We start from the raw sequence: 18901 nt of genomic DNA, 5'->3' as shown, positions 1-18901 counted from the left end.
CCGCGCGCTCACGCGGCTGCCCGCCCGGCATCCGCCGCAGTGATCCCCTTGGTGGAGGCGATCACACGCTTCAGCTTCTTCGAGAGCGCCTCATAGAACATGCTCAGGGGAAACTCGTCCGGAAGCACGTCGTCGACGAGCTTACGGGGCGGTTGTGTGAGGTCCAAGGCGTCCGGGCCCTTGGCCCAGCGGGAGCCGGGATGCGGAGAAAGATAGGTCGCGACGAGGTCGTACGCCGCGAACCAGTGCACCAGCTTCGGGCGGTCGATGCCGTCGCGGTAGAGCTGCTCGATCTCTCCGCAGAGCTGGTTGGTGATCTGCGGGGCGCGGGCCCAGTCGATCTTGAGCGTGTTGTCGGTCCAGCGGACCACGTCGTGCTTGTGGAGGTAGGCGAAGAGCAACTGCCCGCCGAGGCCGTCGTAGTTGCGCACGCGCTCGCCGGTGACCGGGAAGCGGAACATCCGGTCGAAGAGCACCGCGAACTGCACGTCACGGCCTTGGCCGAAGCCGTCGGACTCCAGCTTCACGGCCTCCCTGAAGGCGGTGAGGTCGCAGCGCAGCTCCTCGAGCCCGTACATCCAGAACGGCTGCCGCTGCTTGATCATGAAGGGGTCGAAGGGCAGGTCACCGTGGCTGTGGGTGCGGTCGTGGACCATGTCCCAGAGCACGAATGCCTGCTCGCAGCGCTTCTGGTCGCCGAGCATCTCCCGGACGTCGTCGGGCAGCTCCAGGCCGAGCAGGTCGACCGACGCCTCGGTCACCCGGCGGAAGCGGGCGGCCTCGCGGTCGCAGAAGATGCCTCCCCAGCTGAAGCGCTCCGGGGCCTCACGCACGGCGATGGTCTCGGGGAAGAGCACGGCGGAGTTGGTGTCGTAGCCCGCGGTGAAGTCTTCGAAGGTGATGCCGCAGAAGAGCGGGTTGTCGTAACGCGTGGCTTCGAGGTCGGACAGCCACTGGGGCCAGACCATCCGCAGCACGACCGCTTCGAGATTGCGGTCGGGGTTGCCGTTCTGCGTGTACATCGCGAACACGACCAGGTGCTGGAGGCCGTCGGCGCGGTTCTTCGCCGGCTGGAAGGCAAGCAGGGAGTCGAGGAAGTCCGGGACGCCGAAGCCGTCCGCCACCCAGCGGCGCAGGTCCGCGACGAGCGCACGGTGGTAGGCCTCGTCGTGCGGGAGCAGCGGGGACAGCTCCTCGACGGCGGCGGTCACCCGCTCGATGACGGAGGCGGCAGCCTCGGCGGAGGGGGCGTTCTCGGCCTCCAGGTCTATGGAGCCGTCCTTGGACTGCCAGGGGCGCAACTCCTCCACGGCACTCTTGAGCGCGGGCCAGGCCGGATGCTCCACGACCCGCTGGGCAGCAGCTGTCGCGCCGGTGGTGGCGCTCTGCTCAAGAATTTCCGTCATGACACTTCCTTCACGGGAGAACCTCGCGTCAAGTAACCGTATCCATGTGCGGTTCCTTCGGACAAGTGGAGGGCAGAAAATTATCCTGCCGCCCCCCATGCTCACCGTTATTTTTCCTGCCACACATCCGGTGGACAACTTCTTCCTCATGACTGGGCGGGCAACGGCCGCCCACGCGCGCGAACTCCTTCCCTGGGGGGTAGGAGTCGCACGCAGACCGAGGACGACGGACGGAAGCGGGAGTGCCTTGACTTTTCTCACCATCGGTCATCGCGGAGTCATGGGTGTCGAACCGGAGAACACGCTGCGCTCGTTCGCGCACGCGGAGCGGGCCGGCATGGACGCCGTCGAACTGGATCTCCATCTGAGCAAGGACGGCGCGCTCGCCGTGATGCACGACGCCGCGGTGGACCGCACCACGGACGGACAGGGACTGATCGCGGAGAAGACTCTGGAAGAGCTCCGCGAGCTCGACGCCGGACAGGGCGAGCGGGTGCCCGTGTTCGAGGAGGTCCTCGACGCCGTCGGATCACCGCTCCAGGCGGAGATCAAGGACGTGGCCGCCGCGCGGGCACTCGCGGACGTGATGCTGCGGCGTGAACTGGCGGGCCGGGTGGAGGTGTCCTCGTTCCACGACGAGGCCGTCGCCGAGATCGCGCAGCTGGTCCCGGGGGTCAGAACAGTTCTGATCGCCAGCCGCTGGGAGTCCGACGTGATTGAGCGGGCGAAGGCGGTCGGCGCGGCCACCCTGGCTCTGAACATCCGCCGCCTCACCCTGGAGGTGGTCGAGCAGGCGCACGCGGAGGGCCTGAAGGTGATCGGCTGGGTGGTCAACACCCAGGACCACCTGCGTCTGGTGCGCGCGCTGAATCTGGACGGCGCGACGACCGACTACCCCGAGATCCGCCGCGCGGGCCGCTTCACCGCGTGAGCACGGCCCCATGTGACAGTCGCGCAGGCACTCACCGGAGCTTCTTCACGAGCAGCTCGAACGCGAGGTCGTCACGCTGCGGAATCCCGAAGCGCTCGTCGCCGTACGGGAAGGGCGTCAGCTCTCCCGTACGGCGGTAGCCCCGGCGTTCGTACCAGGCGATCAGCTCCTCGCGGACCGAGATCACCGTCATGTGCATCTCGGCCGCCCCCCAGTCGGCGCGGACCGCGCGCTCCGCCTCCGCGATGATCACCTTGCCGAGTCCCGCGCCCTGCAATCCGGGCCTGACGGCGAACATGCCGAAGTAGGCGGCCCGGCCCCGGCGTTCGAGCTGGCAGCAGGCAACGGGATCGCCCGCCTGCTCGGCGATCAGGACACGCCCCGAGGGGGCGGCGAGGATCTGACGCACCCCGTCGGCGTCGGTGCGCTGCCCCTGGAGGATGTCCGCCTCCGTCGTCCAGCCCGCCCGGCTCGCGTCCCCCCGGTAGGCGGACTCGACGAGTCGCACGAGGACGGGGACGTCGTCCTCGGTCGCGTCTCGGAAGGTCAGTTCCGCCCGTGCCGTAGCTGGTGCGATGTCCATGTGGCTCTTCTCCGGTGAGGCGCTGCCGACTGTGCCCTCCCGAGACTAACCCGGCCCCGACCGCCCCCCGCAGGCCCGGTCGCGCTCCCCCAGTACCCCAATGCGCCCCGGTAGGAGCTGCCCGGACGGGGCATCGATGGGACGACACCGGCGTCATTGGCCGTAGGGGGAGGTGTGCTGTGCACGGACCGGCACTGTCCGGCTGGCTGCTCATGGTGCTGTGCGGGCTCACGGGGGCCTACTGCCTCCTGCGTACCCGGAGCGGCACGGATCAGGAACGCAGCACGGCGCGCGCCGAGGCGCTGATGGGCTTCGGGATGGCCGCGATGGCGGTGCCCGCGGCCCTGCTCACCCTCCCGCGGTGGACGTGGGCCGTATACGCTGTGGCGTTCGGCGCGTCGTCACTGCGCGCACTCGCGTACGCCAGGGCGGGGGGACACCATCTGCACCATCTGGTGGGCTCGCTCGCCATGGTCTACATGGCCGTGTCGATGATTCCGGGATCGGCCCACGCCGCGGCCGGCACTCACTCAGGCCACGGCGCCGGACCGGTCGGAGGCGTCCCCTTCCTGACGGGAGCACTGCTGGTCTACTACGCGGTCTACGTGCTGCGTTCGGCGGGACGGCTCATACCGGCGTCCACACCGATGGCCGTGCCGGACGGCGGGACGGTGGGCGTCACCTGGGGTACGCGGCCGGAGCTGGCGCTGGCCTGCAGGCTGACCATGGCGATGGCCATGTTCGCCATGCTGCTCACTCTGTGAGACAGGGGGCACCTTCCACCGTGGCGTACGTCACTTGGCGCGCGCGGCCATACCCCGGGATACCGCGGCACTCATAGTCTGACGCCCATGTTGGTCTCCCTGGCCCTGCTGCTGCTCGGCGCGCTGACCGCCGTCGCGGCCCCCGGCCTGATGGCGAAGGCCCGGTGGCCGGACCGTGAGCCCGTGGTCGCCCTGTGGGTCTGGCAGTGCGTGGTTGCGGGGGTCCTGCTGTCGTTCGCCCTCTCCATGACCTTCAGCGCGGCCGCCGCCTGGCAGGCGGTCCGGGGCCACGTCTTCGCGCCCGCCCCGCGCGGCGTGGTCGAGGCGTACGCCCTCGGCGCGTACGGGCCGTGGTCGGCGGTCATCGCCGTGCTGCTGGCCCTGGGCGGTGTGTGGACCGGCGCGATGCTCGTGCGGGAGATCCACCGGGCCGGCCGGCGGCGGCGCCGGCGGCGCACCGAACTGCTGGTGCGCTCTCCGCTCATGCCGGGCGAGGAGCCCGGCGGCGCACGCCTCGTGGTCCTGGAGGGGGAACGTCCGGACGCCTGGTGGCTGCCCGGCTCGGCTCCTCAACTGGTCATCACCACAGCGGCACTCGGACGACTGAAAGGCCGTCAGCTGGATGCCGTACTGGCTCACGAGCAGGGACACGCCCGGGCCCGGCACGACTGGCTGCTGCACTGCTCGGGCGCCCTTGCGAACGGATTTCCGCAGGTGCCGTTCTTCGCGGCGTTCCGCGACGAGATGCACCGCCTCGTCGAGCTGGCGGCGGACGACGTGGCCTCACGGCGCTTCGGGCGGCTGACCATCGCGCTCGCCCTGGTCGAACTCAACGAGGACCGGGGCGTGTTCGGTCCCGGTCCGGCATCCGGCGCCCATGTCACCCTCCGGGTGGACCGCTTGCTCGCGCCGACGGAGCGGCTCACCGCGGCACGTCGGCTGCGGCTGACGGCGGCGGCCGCGCTGGTGCCCGTCGTACCGCTGGTGGTGGCCTTCGTGCCGGGACTCAGCGCACTGGGATAGCCGGACGCTCGCCCCGTCCGCGAGGATCGTCCCCATGCACTCCCCCTCACGCTCCGCGCATTCCGGTCTCCCCTTCCTCGTCACGGGCCTCGTCTGTGCTGTCCTCTCCGCCGTCCTGCTGTCGCTGGTGGCGGTGCGCTGGCCGCCGCTGATCTCCGCGGACGACTCGGTCGCACAGGCGCTGCACCGCAGCGCGGTGGGGGAACCAGGGCTGGTCCACGTCAACCGCGTTCTGACGGACTGGGTGTGGGACCCCTGGACGATGCGTGCGCTCACCGCCGTGGCAGTGATCGCCCTGTGGTGGCGTGGAGCGAGGCTGCTCGCCGTGTGGGTGGGCGTGACCAGTGCCGTCGCCACACTCGTGCAGCAGGGCCTCAAGGCCCTCGTGGGGCGGGAGCGCCCCCGGTGGCCCGACCCGGTGGACTCGGCGAACTACGCCGCCTTCCCCTCGGGGCACGTGATGACCGCGGCGGTGACGTGCGGGCTCCTCCTGTGGCTGCTCCGCCTCCACGGCGCGCCGGCTCCGCTGTGGTGGGGCTCACTCGCCCTTGCCGTGGTGTCGGTGGCCGGCGTGGCGCTGACGCGGCTCTACCTGGGCGTGCACTGGCCGAGCGACGTGCTGGGCGGAGCACTCCTGGGCGGGGCCGTGTGCGCACTCTCCGTCGCCGCGTACACGCGGTACACCGGCGGGACTCCATCCGCGCGCAGCCGCCCTTGTAGGCCGGTCACCGGGCGGCGATGATCGGGTCCATGCAGATCAAGGGCACACTCTTCGACTTCTCCGGAACCCTCTTCAGGATCGAGCCGGTCACCTCGTGGCTGCGTGCCGCCCTGGATCACACGGGCACGGTCCTGGACCGTACCGACTTCGAGGGGTACGCCCAGCGGCTGACGGCCGCCGGGGCGCTGCCCGGAGGCCCGCCCCCCGAGCGGATCCCGTCCGAACTGGCCTCGGCCTACGCCGTTCGTGACAGCAGCGCGAGCCACCACAGGGAGGCGTACACCGGCCTGGCGCGCCAGGCGGGCCTGCCGGATCCCGGCCTGTACGACGCGCTGTACGAGCGCCACATGGATCCCGCCGCCTGGCAGCCCTATCCCGACGCGGAGGAGGTGCTGCGCGGGCTGCGCGACGGCGGGGTCTCGATCGGTGTCGTGAGCAACATCGGCTGGGACCTGCGTCCCGTCTTCAGGGCGCACGGCCTGGACGGTCTGATCGACGTCTACGTGCTGTCCTACGAACACGGCGTCCAGAAGCCGGATCCCCGGCTGTTCCGCACGGCGTGCACGCTGCTGGGGCACGATCCGGCCGACGTGGTCATGGTCGGTGACGACCGCCGTGCGGACGCTGGGGCTGCGGCGATCGGCTGCGAGGTGCGCTTCGTCGACCACCTCCCCGTGGCTGAGCGGCCCGACGGGCTCCGGGCGCTCCGCTTGACGGAACTCACTTAAAGGGGCCGGAATACCCGCCGTACGTGAAGGATCCCGGGAGGGAGTGTGAGGGATATCCCTGTCCATGAGGGGGGTCCACGGTGGCGACGGGGCCTAATCTGGTGAGCATGTCCCCGTATCCGAACACGTCCGCCCGCGTGCGCCCCGCCTCCGTGGTCAACGAAGAGATTCGTGGCCTGTGGCAGCGCTCGGGGGGACTGCTGTCTCCGGACGACGAGACCGAGTACCAGCGCCTGCTCGTGGAGTGGGCCGCTGCCGCGGGTACGAGCGTGCGGGCGGCCGCCTGAGGGCTGTCCCGCCCAGGGCTGATTCCGGCGATCCCCCGCGTCGCCGGAGCCAGGGATACAGCATGTCCCCGCTTCGCCCGCCGGTCAATGAGACGGACGTGCCCCGCCGGACGGAGACCGTCCGGCGGGGCACTCTTCCCACCTGCGGGCGGAGCCGGTCGGTCAGTGGCGGAAGTACTCCGGCTGCGTCTGCACGTTGAGCTCGGGCAGGCGCACCCGCTTGGCCGGGTCCGTCCGCCGGTCGTCGAGCTTCAGGACGTCGAAGCCCTTGGCGATGTCGTTGGAGTAGATGTAGCCGTTGTAGTAGTACGCGGACCAGGGGCCCGCGGTGGTGACGGCGTCCGTGGAGACGGGGCCACGCTCGAAGTACGCGATCTCCTTCGGCTTCGAGGAGTCGGTGAAGTCCCACACGGAGACTCCGCCCTGGTACCAGGCCTGGACCATCAGGTCGCGGCCCTTCACAGGGATGAGTGACCCGTTGTGGGCGACGCAGACCTCCGTGTCGGCCTGGGGGCGGTCGATCTTGAAGTAGCTCCGGAAGACCAGCTTGCGCTCGTCCCCCTTGCCGGTGATGTCATAGATCCCGTCCGCACCCCGGTTCGGGCCGATCTCGTCGTTGCAGGTGGCGGCGCCGCCCCCGCCGAGCTCGTCCGTGAACACGACCTTGTCGGCGTCCTGGTTGAAGCTGGCGGAGTGCCAGAACGCGAAGTTCACGTTGTCCTGGACCCGGTCGATGATCTTCGGGTTCTCAGGGTCCTTGATGGAGAACAGCAGGCCGTCACCCATGCAGGCTCCGGCGGCCAGGTCCTTCGACGGCAGGACGGTGATGTCGTGGCAGCCCGTGGTCTTGGACACGCCCGGGTTGTCCGGCGCTCCCGGGTTGCCGCCGTCCGGGAAGAGGACGGGGAAGGACACGATGCGGGCGTCCTGGGGGGCCTTGCGCGGCACCTTGATGACGGAGATCCCGTCGTGCGGCGGCTGGCAGTCCGGGAAGGTCACGTTAGGCGAGTAGGAGGAGACGTAGACGTACACGTCCTTCCGCTCGGGAATGATCGTGTGGGTGTGCGAACCACACGCCGTCTCGACCGCGGCGACGTACTTCGGGTTGCGCTTGTCGCTGATGTCGAAGACCTTCATGCCCTCCCAGGACGACTTCTCCGTGGCGGGCTGGGTGGTGCTGGTGCACGAGTTGTCGCTGCGCGAGGAGTCGGTCGACAGGAACAGCAGGTTGCCCGAGACGGAGATGTCGTTCTGGGAGCCCGGGCACAGGACCTGCGCGACGGTCCTGGGCTTCTTCGGGTTGCTGATGTCGAAGATGCGGAAGCCGTCGTAGTTCCCGGCGTAGGCGTACTTGCCCTGGAACGCCAGGTCCGTGTTGAGCCCCTGGAGCGCGTCCTTGGGGATGTTGGTGAGATGCTCGATGTTGTCGCTGTGGACGATCTCGTCCACGCCGGGTATCTCACCGCTCTTGATGGCAGCCCTGGCTTCGGCCTGCTCACCCACCGATATGCCGCCGCGGGTCGTGGCGGCGTCACCCGGGTCGGGCGTCGCCGCAGCGGGCCCGGCGGTCAGCAGAGTGGCGAAGAGCCCGGCCGCGGCTGCCGCCACGCCCAGACGTCTGCGCCGCACGCTTGTGGTGTGCAACGAGGTCACTGCGTCCTCCCTTGTATCCGTTCGTCGAGGAACGGTTCATGGACCCCGGCAGTATCGTCCCTCTCATGTACACACCAACAGATGGCAACACAGACGTAATGAAAGTTTTTGATCATCGGCCGGTGGAAAATGTTAGGACGGTCTGCAACACACCCAAGTGGCAATGGAGGTCGCCGTGCTGAGAACCCGTCGGACCACACGCCTGCGCTTCGTCGTCCTGGCGGCGGCCCTCTCGGCCGCCCTGTGCGCCGGCGGCTGCGACGAGGGCGGTGGTGACGGCGAGGCGAAGTCCGGTGCGGAAAGGGGGCCTTCGGTCATCGCACCAGGCAAGCCCGGTGAGCCCGCCAGGACGCTGTCTCCGGGCGAGGCAGTTGAGGCCGCCGGGGACGACACCCCCAACTCCTCCGACATCCGGTACGCGCGGATGATGATCGAGCATCACGGGCAGGCGCTCGTACTCACCGCTCTCGTCCCGGCCCGGGCCCGGTCGGCTTCGGTCGAACGGCTGGCGCAGCGCATATCCGCCGCCCAGAAGCCGGAGATCGCCGCCATGGAGGGGTGGCTGAAGAACAACGGTGTGGAGGACAGCGCCGAGGCCCACGAGCATTCCTCGATGCCGGGGATGGCCACCGGGGCCCAGCTGGCGGACCTGCGCGCGGCCCGGGGCAAGTCGTTCGACGCACTTTTCCTCAAGCTGATGATCACGCACCACCAGGGCGCGGTCACGATGGCCACCGAAGCTCTCGCGGACGGCAACAACGTGCTGGTGGAGGAGATGGCCAACGATGTCGTCGCACAGCAGACCGTGGAAATCGAGCGCATGCGCGCGCTGATGTCCTGAGGAGTCACCGGGGACCGCGGGCCCGACAGGCGGTTCAGCTCTTGCCGAGCCGCTCGGCCTGGAGGGCCGCCGCGCCGAGGACGCTGTCCAGCAGACCGGGGAACAGCGTGTCCAGGTCCTCCGCCCGCACACAACTCAGCTTGGCCGTGCCGCGGTAGAACTGGCTGATGACGCCGCTCTCGCGGAGCACCCTGAAGTGGTGCGTGGACGTGGACTTGGACACCGGCAGCTCGAAACGGGAACAGGCCAGCTCGTCGGCCGCGGTCGCAAGGTGACGCACGATCCTGAGCCTGACCGGGTCCGAGAGCGCGTGAAGCACTCCCTCGACACGGATCTCCTCGCGCGAGGGGTGGGCGAGGACGCGAGCGGCGTTCGACGTCACGATGGCTCCACTTCGTACAGGTGACTCCATTGTACGAGAGTCATCGAAATTTCATTCCGGGACCGCCGCAACCACGAGGCGGGCCCGTGGGCTTCCGTCCCGACTCCGCCCGAGGGACTCCAGGGGCAGGAGACGGGTCTCGAAACCCGCACGGTCGAGGTCGGCAAGGACCCCCGACAGGGGGAACGTGCGGTAGTACATGACGAACGGCGGGCGCAGGAGGGCGTTGCGCACCCTCATGGCGGCATCGAAGCCGAGCAGCGACCAGTAGGCACCGGAACCGACTGCGGGCGGCGCACCGACCGGGAAGGCGAACAGGCCGCCCGGTCGCAGCGACGCGCGCACCTGCCGGAACAGCCCGGGGCGTTCCGACGGCAGGAAGTGGCCGAAGGCCCCGAGGCTCAGCGCCAGGTCGAAGGCCGGCCCGAACGGCAGGGCCCGCGCGTCGGCCCGGACCCAGTCCACGTCCGGAGCGACACCGTGGGCCGCATGCGAGTTCCTGGCCACGGCGAGCATGCCCGCGCTGAAGTCGACGCCGGTGACGCGCTCCGCGCACAGGCCGCGCAGCACACCCACGCCGGCGCCGGTGCCGCAGCAGACGTCGAGGCCGCTGCCGAAGGGCCCGAGGGGCCGCACCGCGTCGGCGACGGCATCCAGGACCCGGTCCGGGGTCCGGTACGGCGTCAGGTCGAACTTCGGGGCGAGCAGGTCGTATCCGCGCATCGTCGAGGAGAGCGCCTGTACGGCCAGTTCGCGGAGCGTGGGGCCCTGCGGAGTGGACATCGCGGTCAGCGTACCTACAGCCGCGGGGTCACACCGCCCGGCCGTACTGATCGGGCGTCCGGACCTCGCCGCCGAGCTCCCGCGACGCCCTGCGGGCGAAGTAGGGGTCGCGCAGCAGTGCACGGCCGAGCAGGACCGCGTCCGCGCCTCCGTCGGTGATGATCTTCTCGGCCTGGACCGCGTCGGTGATCAGCCCCACGGCTGCGACCGGAAGGCCGGTCTCGGTGCGCACCCGCTCGGCGAACGGCACCTGGTAGCCGGGCTCCACAGGGATCCGCGTGTTCGGCGCCAGTCCACCGGTGGAGACGTCCAGCAGGTCGACGCCGTGCGCGAGCAGCACCCCGGCGAGGCGGACCGTGTCGTCGGCGGTCCAGCCCTCGCGCGTGTCGTCCGCGTTCTCGGTCAGCCAGTCGGTCGCGGAGACGCGGAAGAACACCGGAAGATCCTCGGGCCACACCGCGCGCACCGCGTCGACGACCTCAAGCGCGAGGCGTGTGCGGTTCTCGAAGGAGCCGCCGTAGGCGTCGGTGCGGTGGTTGCTGTGCGGGGACAGGAACTGGCCGATCAGGTAGCCGTGCGCACCGTGGACCTCGGCGACCTGGAAACCGGCGGCGAGCGCCCGGCGGGCGGCCTCCGCGAAGTCGTCGACGATCTTCTTGATGTCCTCGACGGTCAGCTCGGCGGGCGCGGGGTCACCCTCGTCATAGGCGAGGGGGCTCGGAGCGACCGTCTGCCAGCCCCCGGGCTCGCCGGCCCCGATGGGATTGCCGCCGCGCCAGGGCAGGTCGGTCGACGCCTTCCGTCCGGCGTGCGCGAGCTGGATGCCGGGGACCGTCCCCTGACTGCGGAGGAAGTCAGTGACGCGCCGGAACGCCTCCACCTGCTGGTCGTTCCAGATGCCGAGGTCCGAGGGGCTGATCCTGCCCTCGGGGCTTACCGCTGTGGCCTCCGTCAGGACGAGTCCCGTGCCGCCCACCGCGCGCGCCGCGTAGTGGGCGAAGTGCCAGTCGTTGACCGTGCCGGCGTCGGGTCCGGAGGCCTCCGCGCTGTACTGGCACATCGGCGCCATCCAGACACGGTTGGGGATGGTCAGCGACCTGAGGGTGTAGGGCTCGAAGAGTGCACTCACGGGGGGCTCCGATTCATCGGGAGGCGACGGGCGAGCGGCCGGGGCGCACCGGGCCGCCATTTCGTACGAGAATCATCGTACTACGAGATTTACCGTACTACGACGAACATCGAACTACGAGGCCGCTCGACACCCGCTGCGTCAGCTCTCCGGGCGCAGGCGGCGCCTCAGCGTGATGTCGGTCTCCGCGGAGTAGACCTGGCTCCAGCTGCGTCGTCCTCCCGATGTCCAGGTCACCAGGACGTTCGCCCCGTCCGGCCTGACCGCCTCGACGGTCATGATCCGGTCCCCGTCGCGTACGTCGCCGCGCAGCAGTTCACTCGCCTTGACCGTGACGGGCTCCGACCTGGCGTTCTCCGCCTCGGCTGCCGCCTCGACGAGCGCGGCGGCCAGTTCCCTGGCCGCGCCGGGGGTACAGGACCAGGAGGCGCGCACCCCTGATCCCTCCACCAGGATGCCGACCTGGGCCTGCCCGCCCGCCGGGCCGGGCGCGATGCCGAGCACCGCCCGCCGGCCCTCGGTGTCCTGGACATCGACGCTCATCCCTGTTCTCCATCCCGTCCCGCTCCGGCCGGCCGTGCTCGGACCGCCGGTGCTCATCACTAGGTTCTGGAGTACCACGACCGGCCGGCCGTCCGGAATCCGCGGGCCCGGTACGTCGCCCTTCGAAAGTTTCGACGGAGCCCCGCGCGCCTCTCGCTGGGAGTGCGCGGGGCTCCGCACCTCACTGCCGGACGAGCGGCGGTTCGACCGACGTGGCGCAGACCATGCGGCGCCGGTGGTCGACGGTGCGCTCGGGCCCGGTGAGACGCAGCCGGACGGTGTGCTTGACGTCGGCCGTGTCGCTGGACGTGGCGAACCGGAGTTCGAGATCTCCCGGCTCCACGATCCGGCGCCCACCGGTCCCGGTGAAGGACACCAGGTCCGCGTGGAAGCGGAAGCCGACCCGGCGCGACTCCCCCGCGGCGAGCGGCACCCGCGCGTAAGCGATCAGCCGGGCTTCGGGGCGCGTGGTCTGGGCGACCGGGTCGTGGGCGTAGAGCTGGACCACCTCCGTCCCGTCGCGGTCACCCGTGTTGCACACCGTGATCTCGAGGTCCGTCTCACCGTCGGTGGGGAGTTCGGGCGGCACGTCCGGGCCGGGCTCCCAGGCGAACGAGGTGTAGGAGAGCCCGTGTCCGAAGGGGTGGAGGGGGGTCGGGTCCAGGTTGCTCACCCCGTTGGCGCGCCCCAGCGGCGGCTGGAGATACGTCCACGGCTGTCCACCGGGGCCCTCGGGGACGCTCAGCGGCAGGCGCCCCGAGGGATTCACCCGCCCCGAGAGCACACCTGCGAGCGCCGGACCGCCTTCCTCGCCGGGGAAGAACGCCTGCACGCAGCCCGCCAGCCGGCGGGCCCGTCCGCCGAGCGCGTACGTGCGTCCCGTCAGCAGTACCAGGACGATGGGGGTACCGGTGGCCAGGAGCGCGTCCAGTAGCTCGCCCTGCCGCCCCGGCAGGGCGAGGTCCGCCGCGTCGCAGCCCTCTCCGGACGTGCCCCGGCCGAACAGCCCCGCGCGGTCGCCGAGCACGGCCACGCAGACATCGGCCCCGGCGGCCAGTGCGGCGGCCGCCGCGATCCCGGAGGTGTCCGAACCGTCCACCTCGCAGCCCTGCGCGTGGTCGACGTCCGCGCCCGGGAACTCCTCGCGCAGGGATTCCAGCAGAGTCGGGACGTCGATGCCCATGGGCGAGGCCGGGTGCTGGACCCCCACGTGGCTGGGGAAGGAGTAGCAGCCGAGCATGGCCAGCGGGTCGTCGGCGCGTGGTCCGACGACCGCGAGCCGGCCGGCGCCGGTCAGCGGCAGCGCGCCCTCGGGGTTGGACAGCAGCACACAGGACCGCTCAGCGAGCAGCCTGGCCAGGGCCCTGTTCCGGGGCGGATCCAGGTTCACCGTGCCGCGTGCCCGCGCCGGTTCCACACCGTCGAGTGCCCCGGGCAGGACGGACAGGTCCGGGTCGAGCAGCCCGAGCTCGCACTTCTGGAGCAGGACGCGGTGCAGGGCCCGGTCCAGCAGCCCCTCGGCGACACGTCCGTCCCGCACGGCGGCGACCAGTTCGTCGCCGTAACTGCGCACGGTGGGCAGTTCGACGTCGACACCCGCGGTCAGGGCGAGGCGGGCGGCGTCCCCGCGGTCCGCGGCCACCTTGTGCAGGGTCTCAAGGAAGCCGATGCCGAAGTAGTCGGCGACGACGGTGCCGGTGAATCCCCACGTGTCCCGGAGGAGTCCGGTGAGCAGGGAGGGGTCGGCGGCGGCGGGTACACCGTCGATCTCGGCGTAGGAGTGCATCACCGAGCGGGCACCGCCCTCCCGGACCGCCATCTCGAACGGCGGCAGGATCACATCCGCCATCTCCCGGGCGCCGGCCCTGACGGGGGACAGGTTCCGTGCGCCGGCCGACGCGGAGTATCCCGCGAAGTGCTTGAGCGTCGCGACGATCCCGGAGGACTCGAGCCCGCGGACGTAGGCCGTACCGATGGTCGCCACCAGGTAGGGGTCCTCGCCGATGGTCTCCTCGACGCGGCCCCAGCGCAGGTCGCGCACCACGTCGAGGACCGGCGCCAGTCCCTGGTGGACGCCGACCGACCGCATGTCGTCGCCGATCCGCCGGGCCATCTCCGCGACGAGTTCGGGGTCCCAGGCCGCACCCCAGGCGAGCGGGACCGGGTAGGCGGTCGCACCCCAGGCGGTGAAGCCGGCCAGGCACTCCTCGTGGGCGAGTGCCGGGATACCGAATCTGCCGGCCTCGACGATCCTGGCCTGGGCGGTGGCCAGCGAGACGGCTCCGACGCCCGGGTCCACCGGAGCGCTGCCGAAGGGCCGGGTGAGCTGTCCCAGTCCCCGGGTGGTGAGGTCCTCGAAGTCGACGGTGTCGACCATGTCGTTCTGGTGCGGCGCGACTCCGTCGCCCTCGGCGTCGGCACCCACCCAGATTCCGTACAGCTGGGCGGCCTTCTCCTCCAGCGTCATCCGGGAGGCAAGATCGGCCACCCTCTCCTCGGGGCTGAGCGACGGGTCGCGCCACGGGCCGTCCGCGGCCGGGGGTGTGCCGGCCCGACGGGCCTGCGGTGCGGGGTGGATTGCCATGGCGGCAGGGGTTCCTCTCATGAGTGCGGTGGTCCGGGGCGGCGTCGGTGCGCTACTTGCCGCCCACCCCCATCAGTCCGTCGACGAGCGCCCGCCGGGCCACGAGGTAGACGGCGAAGATGGGTACGACGGAGAGGACGATCGCTGCCAGTACCGCCGGGATGTTCACTCCGAACTGGGCCATGAAGTTGAACAGCCCGAGCGTCAGGACTCGGTTCTCCTGCGACTGCGTCAGGATCAGCGGGAACAGGAAGCCGTTCCACGCCTGCAGGGCGGAGAAGATGGCCACCGTGCTGATCCCGGCCCTGGACAGGGGTACGGCGAGCTGCCAGAGCATGCGGACGGGTGACGCGCCGTCGAGGGCCATCGCCTCGTACATCTCCTCGGAGACGTCGCGCATCGTGCCGCTGAGGACCAGGACCGCGACGGGCATCGCGAAGGCCGCGGTGGGCAGGACGATCGCCCAGAGCGTGTCGTACAGACCGAGCTTGCCGATCATCAGGTACAGCGGCACGATCACCGCCTGGGCCGGGATCGCGACGCCCAGCAGGAACATCCGGAAGGCGAGCGACGAGAGGCGGCTGCGGGTGCGGACCGCCACGTACGCCACCGGCACGGAGAGGACCAGGACGATGGCGACCGTGGCGACGGCGACGATCGCGGTGTTGCCGAGCAGTGCGGCGAAGCCGCTGTCCAGCACGGTCGCGTAGTTCTCGAGCGTCGGGTCGGACGGGACCGCCAGCGGATCGCCGTTCAGCGCCTCGTCCTGGCGCATCAGCGACGCGGAGACCAGCGTGTAGAGCGGCACCAGGACCGCGACGAGCCAGATCAGCGAGCCGAGGCCCGCTACCGGGTTGCCGATGGACTTCCGGCGCCGGACCGTGCGAGCGCCGCGGGGAGCGGCGGGCGCCGGCCGGTGCCGCGGCGCGGCGGAACGGGTGTCGGTGGACATGGCGTCACATACCTTCCCGGGTGGACCGCATGGTTCCGAATCCGCTGAAGCGGACCATGATCAGAGAGATACCGGTGGCCACGACGACGAGCGCGGTGGCGATGGCGGCGGCGTAGCCGAGGTCGTACGTCTGGAAGCCGGTCCGGTACATCAGGTAGGGCAGGATCGTCGTGTCCGTGCCGGGACCGCCCTTGGTCATGATGAGCACGGTGTCGAAGTACGTCAGCGATCCCACGACCATCAGGACCGACGAGGTCGTGATCGTGTGGCGCAACTGCGGCAGGGTGATGTGGAAGAACTGCCGCACCATGCCCGCGCCGTCGATGGCGGCGGCGTGGTACAGGACTTCGGGGATCTGACGGGCGCCGCCCTGGTAGATCAGCGTGTGGAAGGGCATGAACTGCCATCCGCCGACGAACGCCACGACGAGAAGGGCTCCGGTGGACGATCCCATGACGTCGGGATCGATGCCGAGCCAGGGCCCGATCGTCCGGATCACGCCGAAGTTCGGGTCCAGCAGGGCGTGGAAGAGCATCGCGATGGCGGTGGTGGAGAGCAGCAACGGGATGAAGAAGATCGCTGACAGGAACGCGCGGCTGCGCTGACGGCCCGCCGCCCAGACACCCAGCAGCAGGGCCACCGGGGTCTGGAAGGCCCAGCTGATCGTGGTGAGGAGGAGGCTCAGCCAGGCGGCCTGGCCGAACTCGGGGTCCTTGAACAGCCGGGTCCAGTTGTCCAGGCCCGTCAGGGTCGGGGAGTCGAGCCCGTCCCACCGGCAGAAGGAGAGGTAGACGGCGATCGCCAGGGGGACGATCGCGAAGACGGCGAAGAAGAGGATGCCGGGGACCGCCCAGGCGACCGGGGGGCGGCCCGCGTTGCCGACGGCCGCCCTCCTGTCTCCGCGCCTCTTCGCGACCGGGGTGTGGTGGGACATCGTTACTCGGCGGCCTTCATCGCTGCGACGAACTGCTCGGGAGTGCTCTTGCCGGCGAACAGCTTGCTGATCTCTGTCAGGAGCGGCGTGGCGTACCGGGCTTCGAGCGCCTGGTCCCACGAGAGGGTGAAGCTCGGGGCCTTCTGGACCATGGCGTACTGGTCGGCGGCGAACTGCGGATTGGGCGAACCGCTCAGCATCGAGGCCGCGTTGGAGGTGGTGGGCACGTCACCGTTGTCGACGAGGGCCTGGGCGTACGTCTTGGACGCCATCGTCTTCAGGAACGCGACGGCTGTGTCCTTGTGCTTGGTGCGGGCATTGACCGACCAGTAGTTGGTGGGGTTGCCCACCACGTTCGCCGCGTCGCCCACTCCCCCGGCGACGGTCGGGAACGCGGTCCAGCCGAGGTCCTTCTTCGCGAACTCGGGAGCCTTGCCCAGTTGCGTCGAGTACTCCCACGACCCCATGAGGTGCATGGCCGCCTTGCCCTTGTTGAGCAGGGTCGGGGCGCCGCCGTTCCCGTAGTCGACCGAGTTGAAGTTCTTGCCGAAGGCCCCGTCGTCGATCAGTTTCTCGACGGTCCGGGCCGTCTCCAGGACCGCCGGGTCGCCCCAGCCACCGGTGTCGCCGTTCTGGATCTTCCGGAAGACCTCGGGCCCGCCGATCCGGTCCAGCAGGTACTCCATCCACATCAGTTCGGGCCACTTGTCGGAGCCGCCCAGCGCGAACGGGGTGATCCCGGCGCCCTTGAAGGTGGTGACGGCCTTCTGGAGGTCCTCCCAGGTCTTGGGGGCCTGGAGGCCGTTCTCCTCGAACAGGGCCTTGTTGTAGAAGAGCATCACGGGCTGCATGCCGCGCATCGGGACCCCGTAGATCTTCCCGTCGAGACTGCCCGCCGTCATGACGGAGGGCAGGAAGCCGTCCTTGAGCGTGGCGTCGTTCTTGACCGTCGAGGTCAGGTCGACCAGGTCGTCGGAGTCGACGTACGGCTTGATGGATCCGCCGCCCCAGTTGAAGAAGACGTCCGGAGCGCTGGGCGAACCCATGGCGCTGCGCAGCTTGTTCACGTAGTCGGTGCCGGGGACCGACACCAGTTTCACCTTGACCTCGGAGGTCTTGTTGAACGCGTCGACCGCGGCCTGCTGGACCTTCACCGCGTCGTCGCCGTAGACGTAGGCGGTGATGGTCCCGCCGTCACTCCCGCCGGCCCCGGAGCCGCAGCCGGCCAGCAGCCCCGTCATGACCATCGCCGCACCTGCGGCGGCCCATCTCGTCGTACGCCTGCCCTGAGCGAATGTCCCCGACCGCATGACCGCACCTCTGTCGAATGTTTCGGCGTGTCCTTCGAATGTTGCCGGAACCGTACGGTCGCGTTTCGGACCCGTCAAGAGGGTGGGGGCAAGGAATCACGAACCTCGCCCGGACCCCTGTCCACAGCGCCGGGGAAGCTACGATTCGTGCATGAGCCCTGCAAACGTCCAGCCCCAGCGGGAGAAGGCGTCCTCCGGTGCGTCGACGGAGAGCACCGCCACGCTGGCAGAGATCGCCCGAGCGGCTGGAGTCTCGGCTCCGACAGTTTCGAAGGTGCTGAACGGCCGGGCCGATGTCGCCCCCGGCACGCGCACGCGGGTGGAGGAGCTGTTGCTGGAGCACGGCTACCGCCGCCGGCGCGGTGCCACCCAGCAGTCCCAGCTGATCGACCTCGTCTTCCACGAGCTGGACAGCGCCTGGGCGATGGAGGTGGTCCGTGGCGTCGAGAACGTCGCCCGGGAAGAGGGGCTGAGCCTGGTCCTCTCGGAGAGCGCGGGCCGGCTCACCCCTGGCCAGACGTGGGTGGACGGCGTCCTGGCCCGCCGCCCCGCCGGGGTCATCCTGGTGCTCTCGGACCTCGACACGGCGCAGCGCGCTCAGCTGACCAGCCGCTCGATCCCGTTCGTCGTGGTCGATCCGGCGGGCGACCCCGGCGACGACATCCCGTCGGTCGGGGCGGCCAACTGGCAGGGCGGCATCGCCGCCACCCGCCACCTCACGGGACTTGGCCACCGGCGGATCGGCGTCATCGGCGGGCCGGCCCGCATGATGTGCAGCCGGGCGCGGCTGGACGGCTACCGTGCCGCCCTGGAGACGTCGGGCGTACGGATGGACCCCGGGCTCGTCCGGGAGGGCGAGTTCAACCACGAGGACGGGTACACGGCGGCGCTGGACCTCCTGCGGCTGCCGGAACCCCCCACCGCCATCTTCGCCGGCAACGACCTGCAGGCGCTCGGCGTGTACGAGGCCGCACGGGAACTGGGACTGCGCATCCCCCAGGACCTCAGCGTCGTCGGCTTCGACGACCTGCCGCTCACCCGCTGGATCGGGCCGCCCCTCACCACGGTGCGGCAGCCGCTCATAGAGATGGCCGAGACCGCGGCCCGGCTGGTCCTGGACCTCGGGCGGGGCAGAAAACCGGCGACCACGCGGGTCGATCTGGCGACGAGCCTGGTGGTCCGCAGCAGCACGGCTCCACCGTCACGCTGAGGGAGGCGGACCCCGCCATGACCGCCCCGCCGGCGCACGGAACGCCCGAGCAGGCTCCCGCGCACCAGCCGCACCGGGGGTCTCGCGTCGTAGTTACGGGCCACTGTCAGTGGTGGGGTGCAGACTGACCCGTATCC

19 protein-coding genes are annotated in these 18901 nt (G+C 70.3%); 8 read left to right on the top strand and 11 right to left on the bottom strand.

The features are described 5' to 3' along the window. Positions 1–8: 8 nt before the first annotated feature. On the bottom strand, positions 9–1406 hold the full coding sequence (locus tag ACFU5K_RS02860; RefSeq protein ID WP_384055883.1) for a DUF6421 family protein: 1398 nt from the start codon (positions 1404–1406) through the stop codon (positions 9–11). A 280-nt stretch (positions 1407–1686) separates the two neighbouring features. Between ACFU5K_RS02860 and ACFU5K_RS02855 the strand changes: the two genes are divergently transcribed. Further along, positions 1687–2337: a glycerophosphodiester phosphodiesterase gene (locus ACFU5K_RS02855; protein ID WP_384055878.1), complete on the top strand. Its 651-nt coding sequence runs from the start codon at positions 1687–1689 to the stop codon at positions 2335–2337. A 31-nt stretch (positions 2338–2368) separates the two neighbouring features. On the opposite strand, the gene ACFU5K_RS02850 is transcribed toward ACFU5K_RS02855, so the two are convergent. Next, complete coding sequence (locus ACFU5K_RS02850) at positions 2369–2920, bottom strand: GNAT family N-acetyltransferase (protein WP_384055875.1); 552 nt, start codon at positions 2918–2920, stop codon at positions 2369–2371. Between the two features lie 179 nt (positions 2921–3099). On the opposite strand from ACFU5K_RS02850, the gene ACFU5K_RS02845 reads away from it, so the two are divergent. From ACFU5K_RS02845 to ACFU5K_RS02825, 5 genes are all read left to right on the top strand, one after another. Next, positions 3100–3684 (top strand): DUF5134 domain-containing protein, encoded by a 585-nt coding sequence (locus tag ACFU5K_RS02845; protein ID WP_384055872.1) that lies wholly within the window; start codon positions 3100–3102, stop codon positions 3682–3684. Positions 3685–3771: 87 nt separating this feature from the next. Then, on the top strand, positions 3772–4707 hold the full coding sequence (locus ACFU5K_RS02840) for a M56 family metallopeptidase (RefSeq protein ID WP_384055869.1): 936 nt from the start codon (positions 3772–3774) through the stop codon (positions 4705–4707). Between the two features lie 34 nt (positions 4708–4741). Next, positions 4742–5449, top strand: a complete 708-nt coding sequence (locus tag ACFU5K_RS02835; protein ID WP_384055867.1) for a phosphatase PAP2 family protein — start codon at positions 4742–4744, stop codon at positions 5447–5449. A gap of 8 nt (positions 5450–5457) precedes the next feature. Then, complete coding sequence (locus tag ACFU5K_RS02830; RefSeq protein WP_384055864.1) at positions 5458–6156, top strand: HAD family hydrolase; 699 nt, start codon at positions 5458–5460, stop codon at positions 6154–6156. Between the two features lie 107 nt (positions 6157–6263). Then, positions 6264–6443: a hypothetical protein gene (locus ACFU5K_RS02825; RefSeq protein ID WP_384055862.1), complete on the top strand. Its 180-nt coding sequence runs from the start codon at positions 6264–6266 to the stop codon at positions 6441–6443. Between the two features lie 162 nt (positions 6444–6605). Here ACFU5K_RS02825 and ACFU5K_RS02820 read toward each other — a convergent pair whose 3' ends face one another. Further along, complete coding sequence (locus tag ACFU5K_RS02820) at positions 6606–8096, bottom strand: LVIVD repeat-containing protein (protein ID WP_384055859.1); 1491 nt, start codon at positions 8094–8096, stop codon at positions 6606–6608. Positions 8097–8259: 163 nt separating this feature from the next. On the opposite strand from ACFU5K_RS02820, the gene ACFU5K_RS02815 reads away from it, so the two are divergent. After that, positions 8260–8937 (top strand): DUF305 domain-containing protein, encoded by a 678-nt coding sequence (locus ACFU5K_RS02815; protein WP_384056014.1) that lies wholly within the window; start codon positions 8260–8262, stop codon positions 8935–8937. 34 nt (positions 8938–8971) lie between these two features. Here ACFU5K_RS02815 and ACFU5K_RS02810 read toward each other — a convergent pair whose 3' ends face one another. The 8 genes from ACFU5K_RS02810 to ACFU5K_RS02775 all read right to left on the bottom strand — a co-directional run bounded on the left by ACFU5K_RS02810 (position 8972) and on the right by ACFU5K_RS02775 (position 17491). Continuing rightward, the gene (locus tag ACFU5K_RS02810) at positions 8972–9319 is read right to left on the bottom strand and encodes an ArsR/SmtB family transcription factor (protein WP_384055855.1); all 348 of its coding nucleotides are present in this window, start codon (positions 9317–9319) and stop codon (positions 8972–8974) included. A 51-nt stretch (positions 9320–9370) separates the two neighbouring features. Beyond that, positions 9371–10102 carry a class I SAM-dependent methyltransferase gene (locus tag ACFU5K_RS02805; RefSeq protein WP_384055853.1) on the bottom strand — a complete coding sequence of 244 codons (732 nt, stop codon included), beginning with the start codon at positions 10100–10102 and terminating at the stop codon, positions 9371–9373. Positions 10103–10130: 28 nt separating this feature from the next. Beyond that, entirely contained in the window at positions 10131–11231 is a 1101-nt protein-coding gene (locus tag ACFU5K_RS02800) for an NADH:flavin oxidoreductase/NADH oxidase (protein ID WP_384055851.1), read from the bottom strand. 141 nt (positions 11232–11372) lie between these two features. Beyond that, positions 11373–11774 (bottom strand): hypothetical protein, encoded by a 402-nt coding sequence (locus ACFU5K_RS02795; protein ID WP_384055848.1) that lies wholly within the window; start codon positions 11772–11774, stop codon positions 11373–11375. A gap of 181 nt (positions 11775–11955) precedes the next feature. Beyond that, positions 11956–14358 (bottom strand): glycoside hydrolase family 3 N-terminal domain-containing protein, encoded by a 2403-nt coding sequence (locus ACFU5K_RS02790; RefSeq protein ID WP_384055845.1) that lies wholly within the window; start codon positions 14356–14358, stop codon positions 11956–11958. 52 nt (positions 14359–14410) lie between these two features. Continuing rightward, positions 14411–15310 carry a carbohydrate ABC transporter permease gene (locus ACFU5K_RS02785; RefSeq protein WP_384055842.1) on the bottom strand — a complete coding sequence of 300 codons (900 nt, stop codon included), beginning with the start codon at positions 15308–15310 and terminating at the stop codon, positions 14411–14413. Between the two features lie 4 nt (positions 15311–15314). After that, positions 15315–16244, bottom strand: coding sequence for a carbohydrate ABC transporter permease (locus ACFU5K_RS02780; protein ID WP_384055839.1), 930 nt, complete (start codon positions 16242–16244; stop codon positions 15315–15317). Positions 16245–16246: 2 nt separating this feature from the next. Beyond that, positions 16247–17491, bottom strand: a complete 1245-nt coding sequence (locus ACFU5K_RS02775) for an extracellular solute-binding protein (protein WP_384056010.1) — start codon at positions 17489–17491, stop codon at positions 16247–16249. Positions 17492–17705: 214 nt separating this feature from the next. Here ACFU5K_RS02775 and ACFU5K_RS02770 point away from each other — a divergent pair, with 214 nt between their 5' ends. Further along, the gene (locus tag ACFU5K_RS02770) at positions 17706–18764 is read left to right on the top strand and encodes a LacI family DNA-binding transcriptional regulator (RefSeq protein ID WP_384055835.1); all 1059 of its coding nucleotides are present in this window, start codon (positions 17706–17708) and stop codon (positions 18762–18764) included. Positions 18765–18901: the final 137 nt, after the last annotated feature.

It is taken from the genome of Streptomyces sp. NPDC057428, from assembly GCF_042803195.1.
Classification (GTDB): domain Bacteria; phylum Actinomycetota; class Actinomycetes; order Streptomycetales; family Streptomycetaceae; genus Streptomyces.
This window is presented reverse-complemented; position numbering and strand designations above follow the sequence as displayed.

Excerpts from the sequence above, each read along its gene's own strand:
- ACFU5K_RS02775 (WP_384056010.1), bottom strand. The coding sequence starts at position 17,491 with ATGGTCATGACGGGGCTGCTGGCCGGCTGCGGCTCCGGGGCCGGCGGG.
- ACFU5K_RS02805 (WP_384055853.1), bottom strand. The coding sequence starts at position 10,102 with ATGTCCACTCCGCAGGGCCCCACGCTCCGCGAACTGGCCGTACAGGCG.
- ACFU5K_RS02815 (WP_384056014.1), top strand. The coding sequence starts at position 8,260 with ATGGAGGTCGCCGTGCTGAGAACCCGTCGGACCACACGCCTGCGCTTC.
- ACFU5K_RS02770 (WP_384055835.1), top strand. The coding sequence starts at position 17,706 with ATGAGCCCTGCAAACGTCCAGCCCCAGCGGGAGAAGGCGTCCTCCGGT.
- ACFU5K_RS02785 (WP_384055842.1), bottom strand. The coding sequence starts at position 15,310 with ATGTCCACCGACACCCGTTCCGCCGCGCCGCGGCACCGGCCGGCGCCC.
- ACFU5K_RS02860 (WP_384055883.1), bottom strand. The coding sequence starts at position 1,406 with ATGACGGAAATTCTTGAGCAGAGCGCCACCACCGGCGCGACAGCTGCT.
- ACFU5K_RS02790 (WP_384055845.1), bottom strand. The coding sequence starts at position 14,358 with ATGGCAATCCACCCCGCACCGCAGGCCCGTCGGGCCGGCACACCCCCG.
- ACFU5K_RS02795 (WP_384055848.1), bottom strand. The coding sequence starts at position 11,774 with ATGAGCGTCGATGTCCAGGACACCGAGGGCCGGCGGGCGGTGCTCGGC.
- ACFU5K_RS02840 (WP_384055869.1), top strand. The coding sequence starts at position 3,772 with ATGTTGGTCTCCCTGGCCCTGCTGCTGCTCGGCGCGCTGACCGCCGTC.
- ACFU5K_RS02835 (WP_384055867.1), top strand. The coding sequence starts at position 4,742 with ATGCACTCCCCCTCACGCTCCGCGCATTCCGGTCTCCCCTTCCTCGTC.
- ACFU5K_RS02825 (WP_384055862.1), top strand. The coding sequence starts at position 6,264 with ATGTCCCCGTATCCGAACACGTCCGCCCGCGTGCGCCCCGCCTCCGTG.
- ACFU5K_RS02855 (WP_384055878.1), top strand. The coding sequence starts at position 1,687 with ATGGGTGTCGAACCGGAGAACACGCTGCGCTCGTTCGCGCACGCGGAG.
- ACFU5K_RS02780 (WP_384055839.1), bottom strand. The coding sequence starts at position 16,244 with ATGTCCCACCACACCCCGGTCGCGAAGAGGCGCGGAGACAGGAGGGCG.
- ACFU5K_RS02830 (WP_384055864.1), top strand. The coding sequence starts at position 5,458 with ATGCAGATCAAGGGCACACTCTTCGACTTCTCCGGAACCCTCTTCAGG.
- ACFU5K_RS02850 (WP_384055875.1), bottom strand. The coding sequence starts at position 2,920 with ATGGACATCGCACCAGCTACGGCACGGGCGGAACTGACCTTCCGAGAC.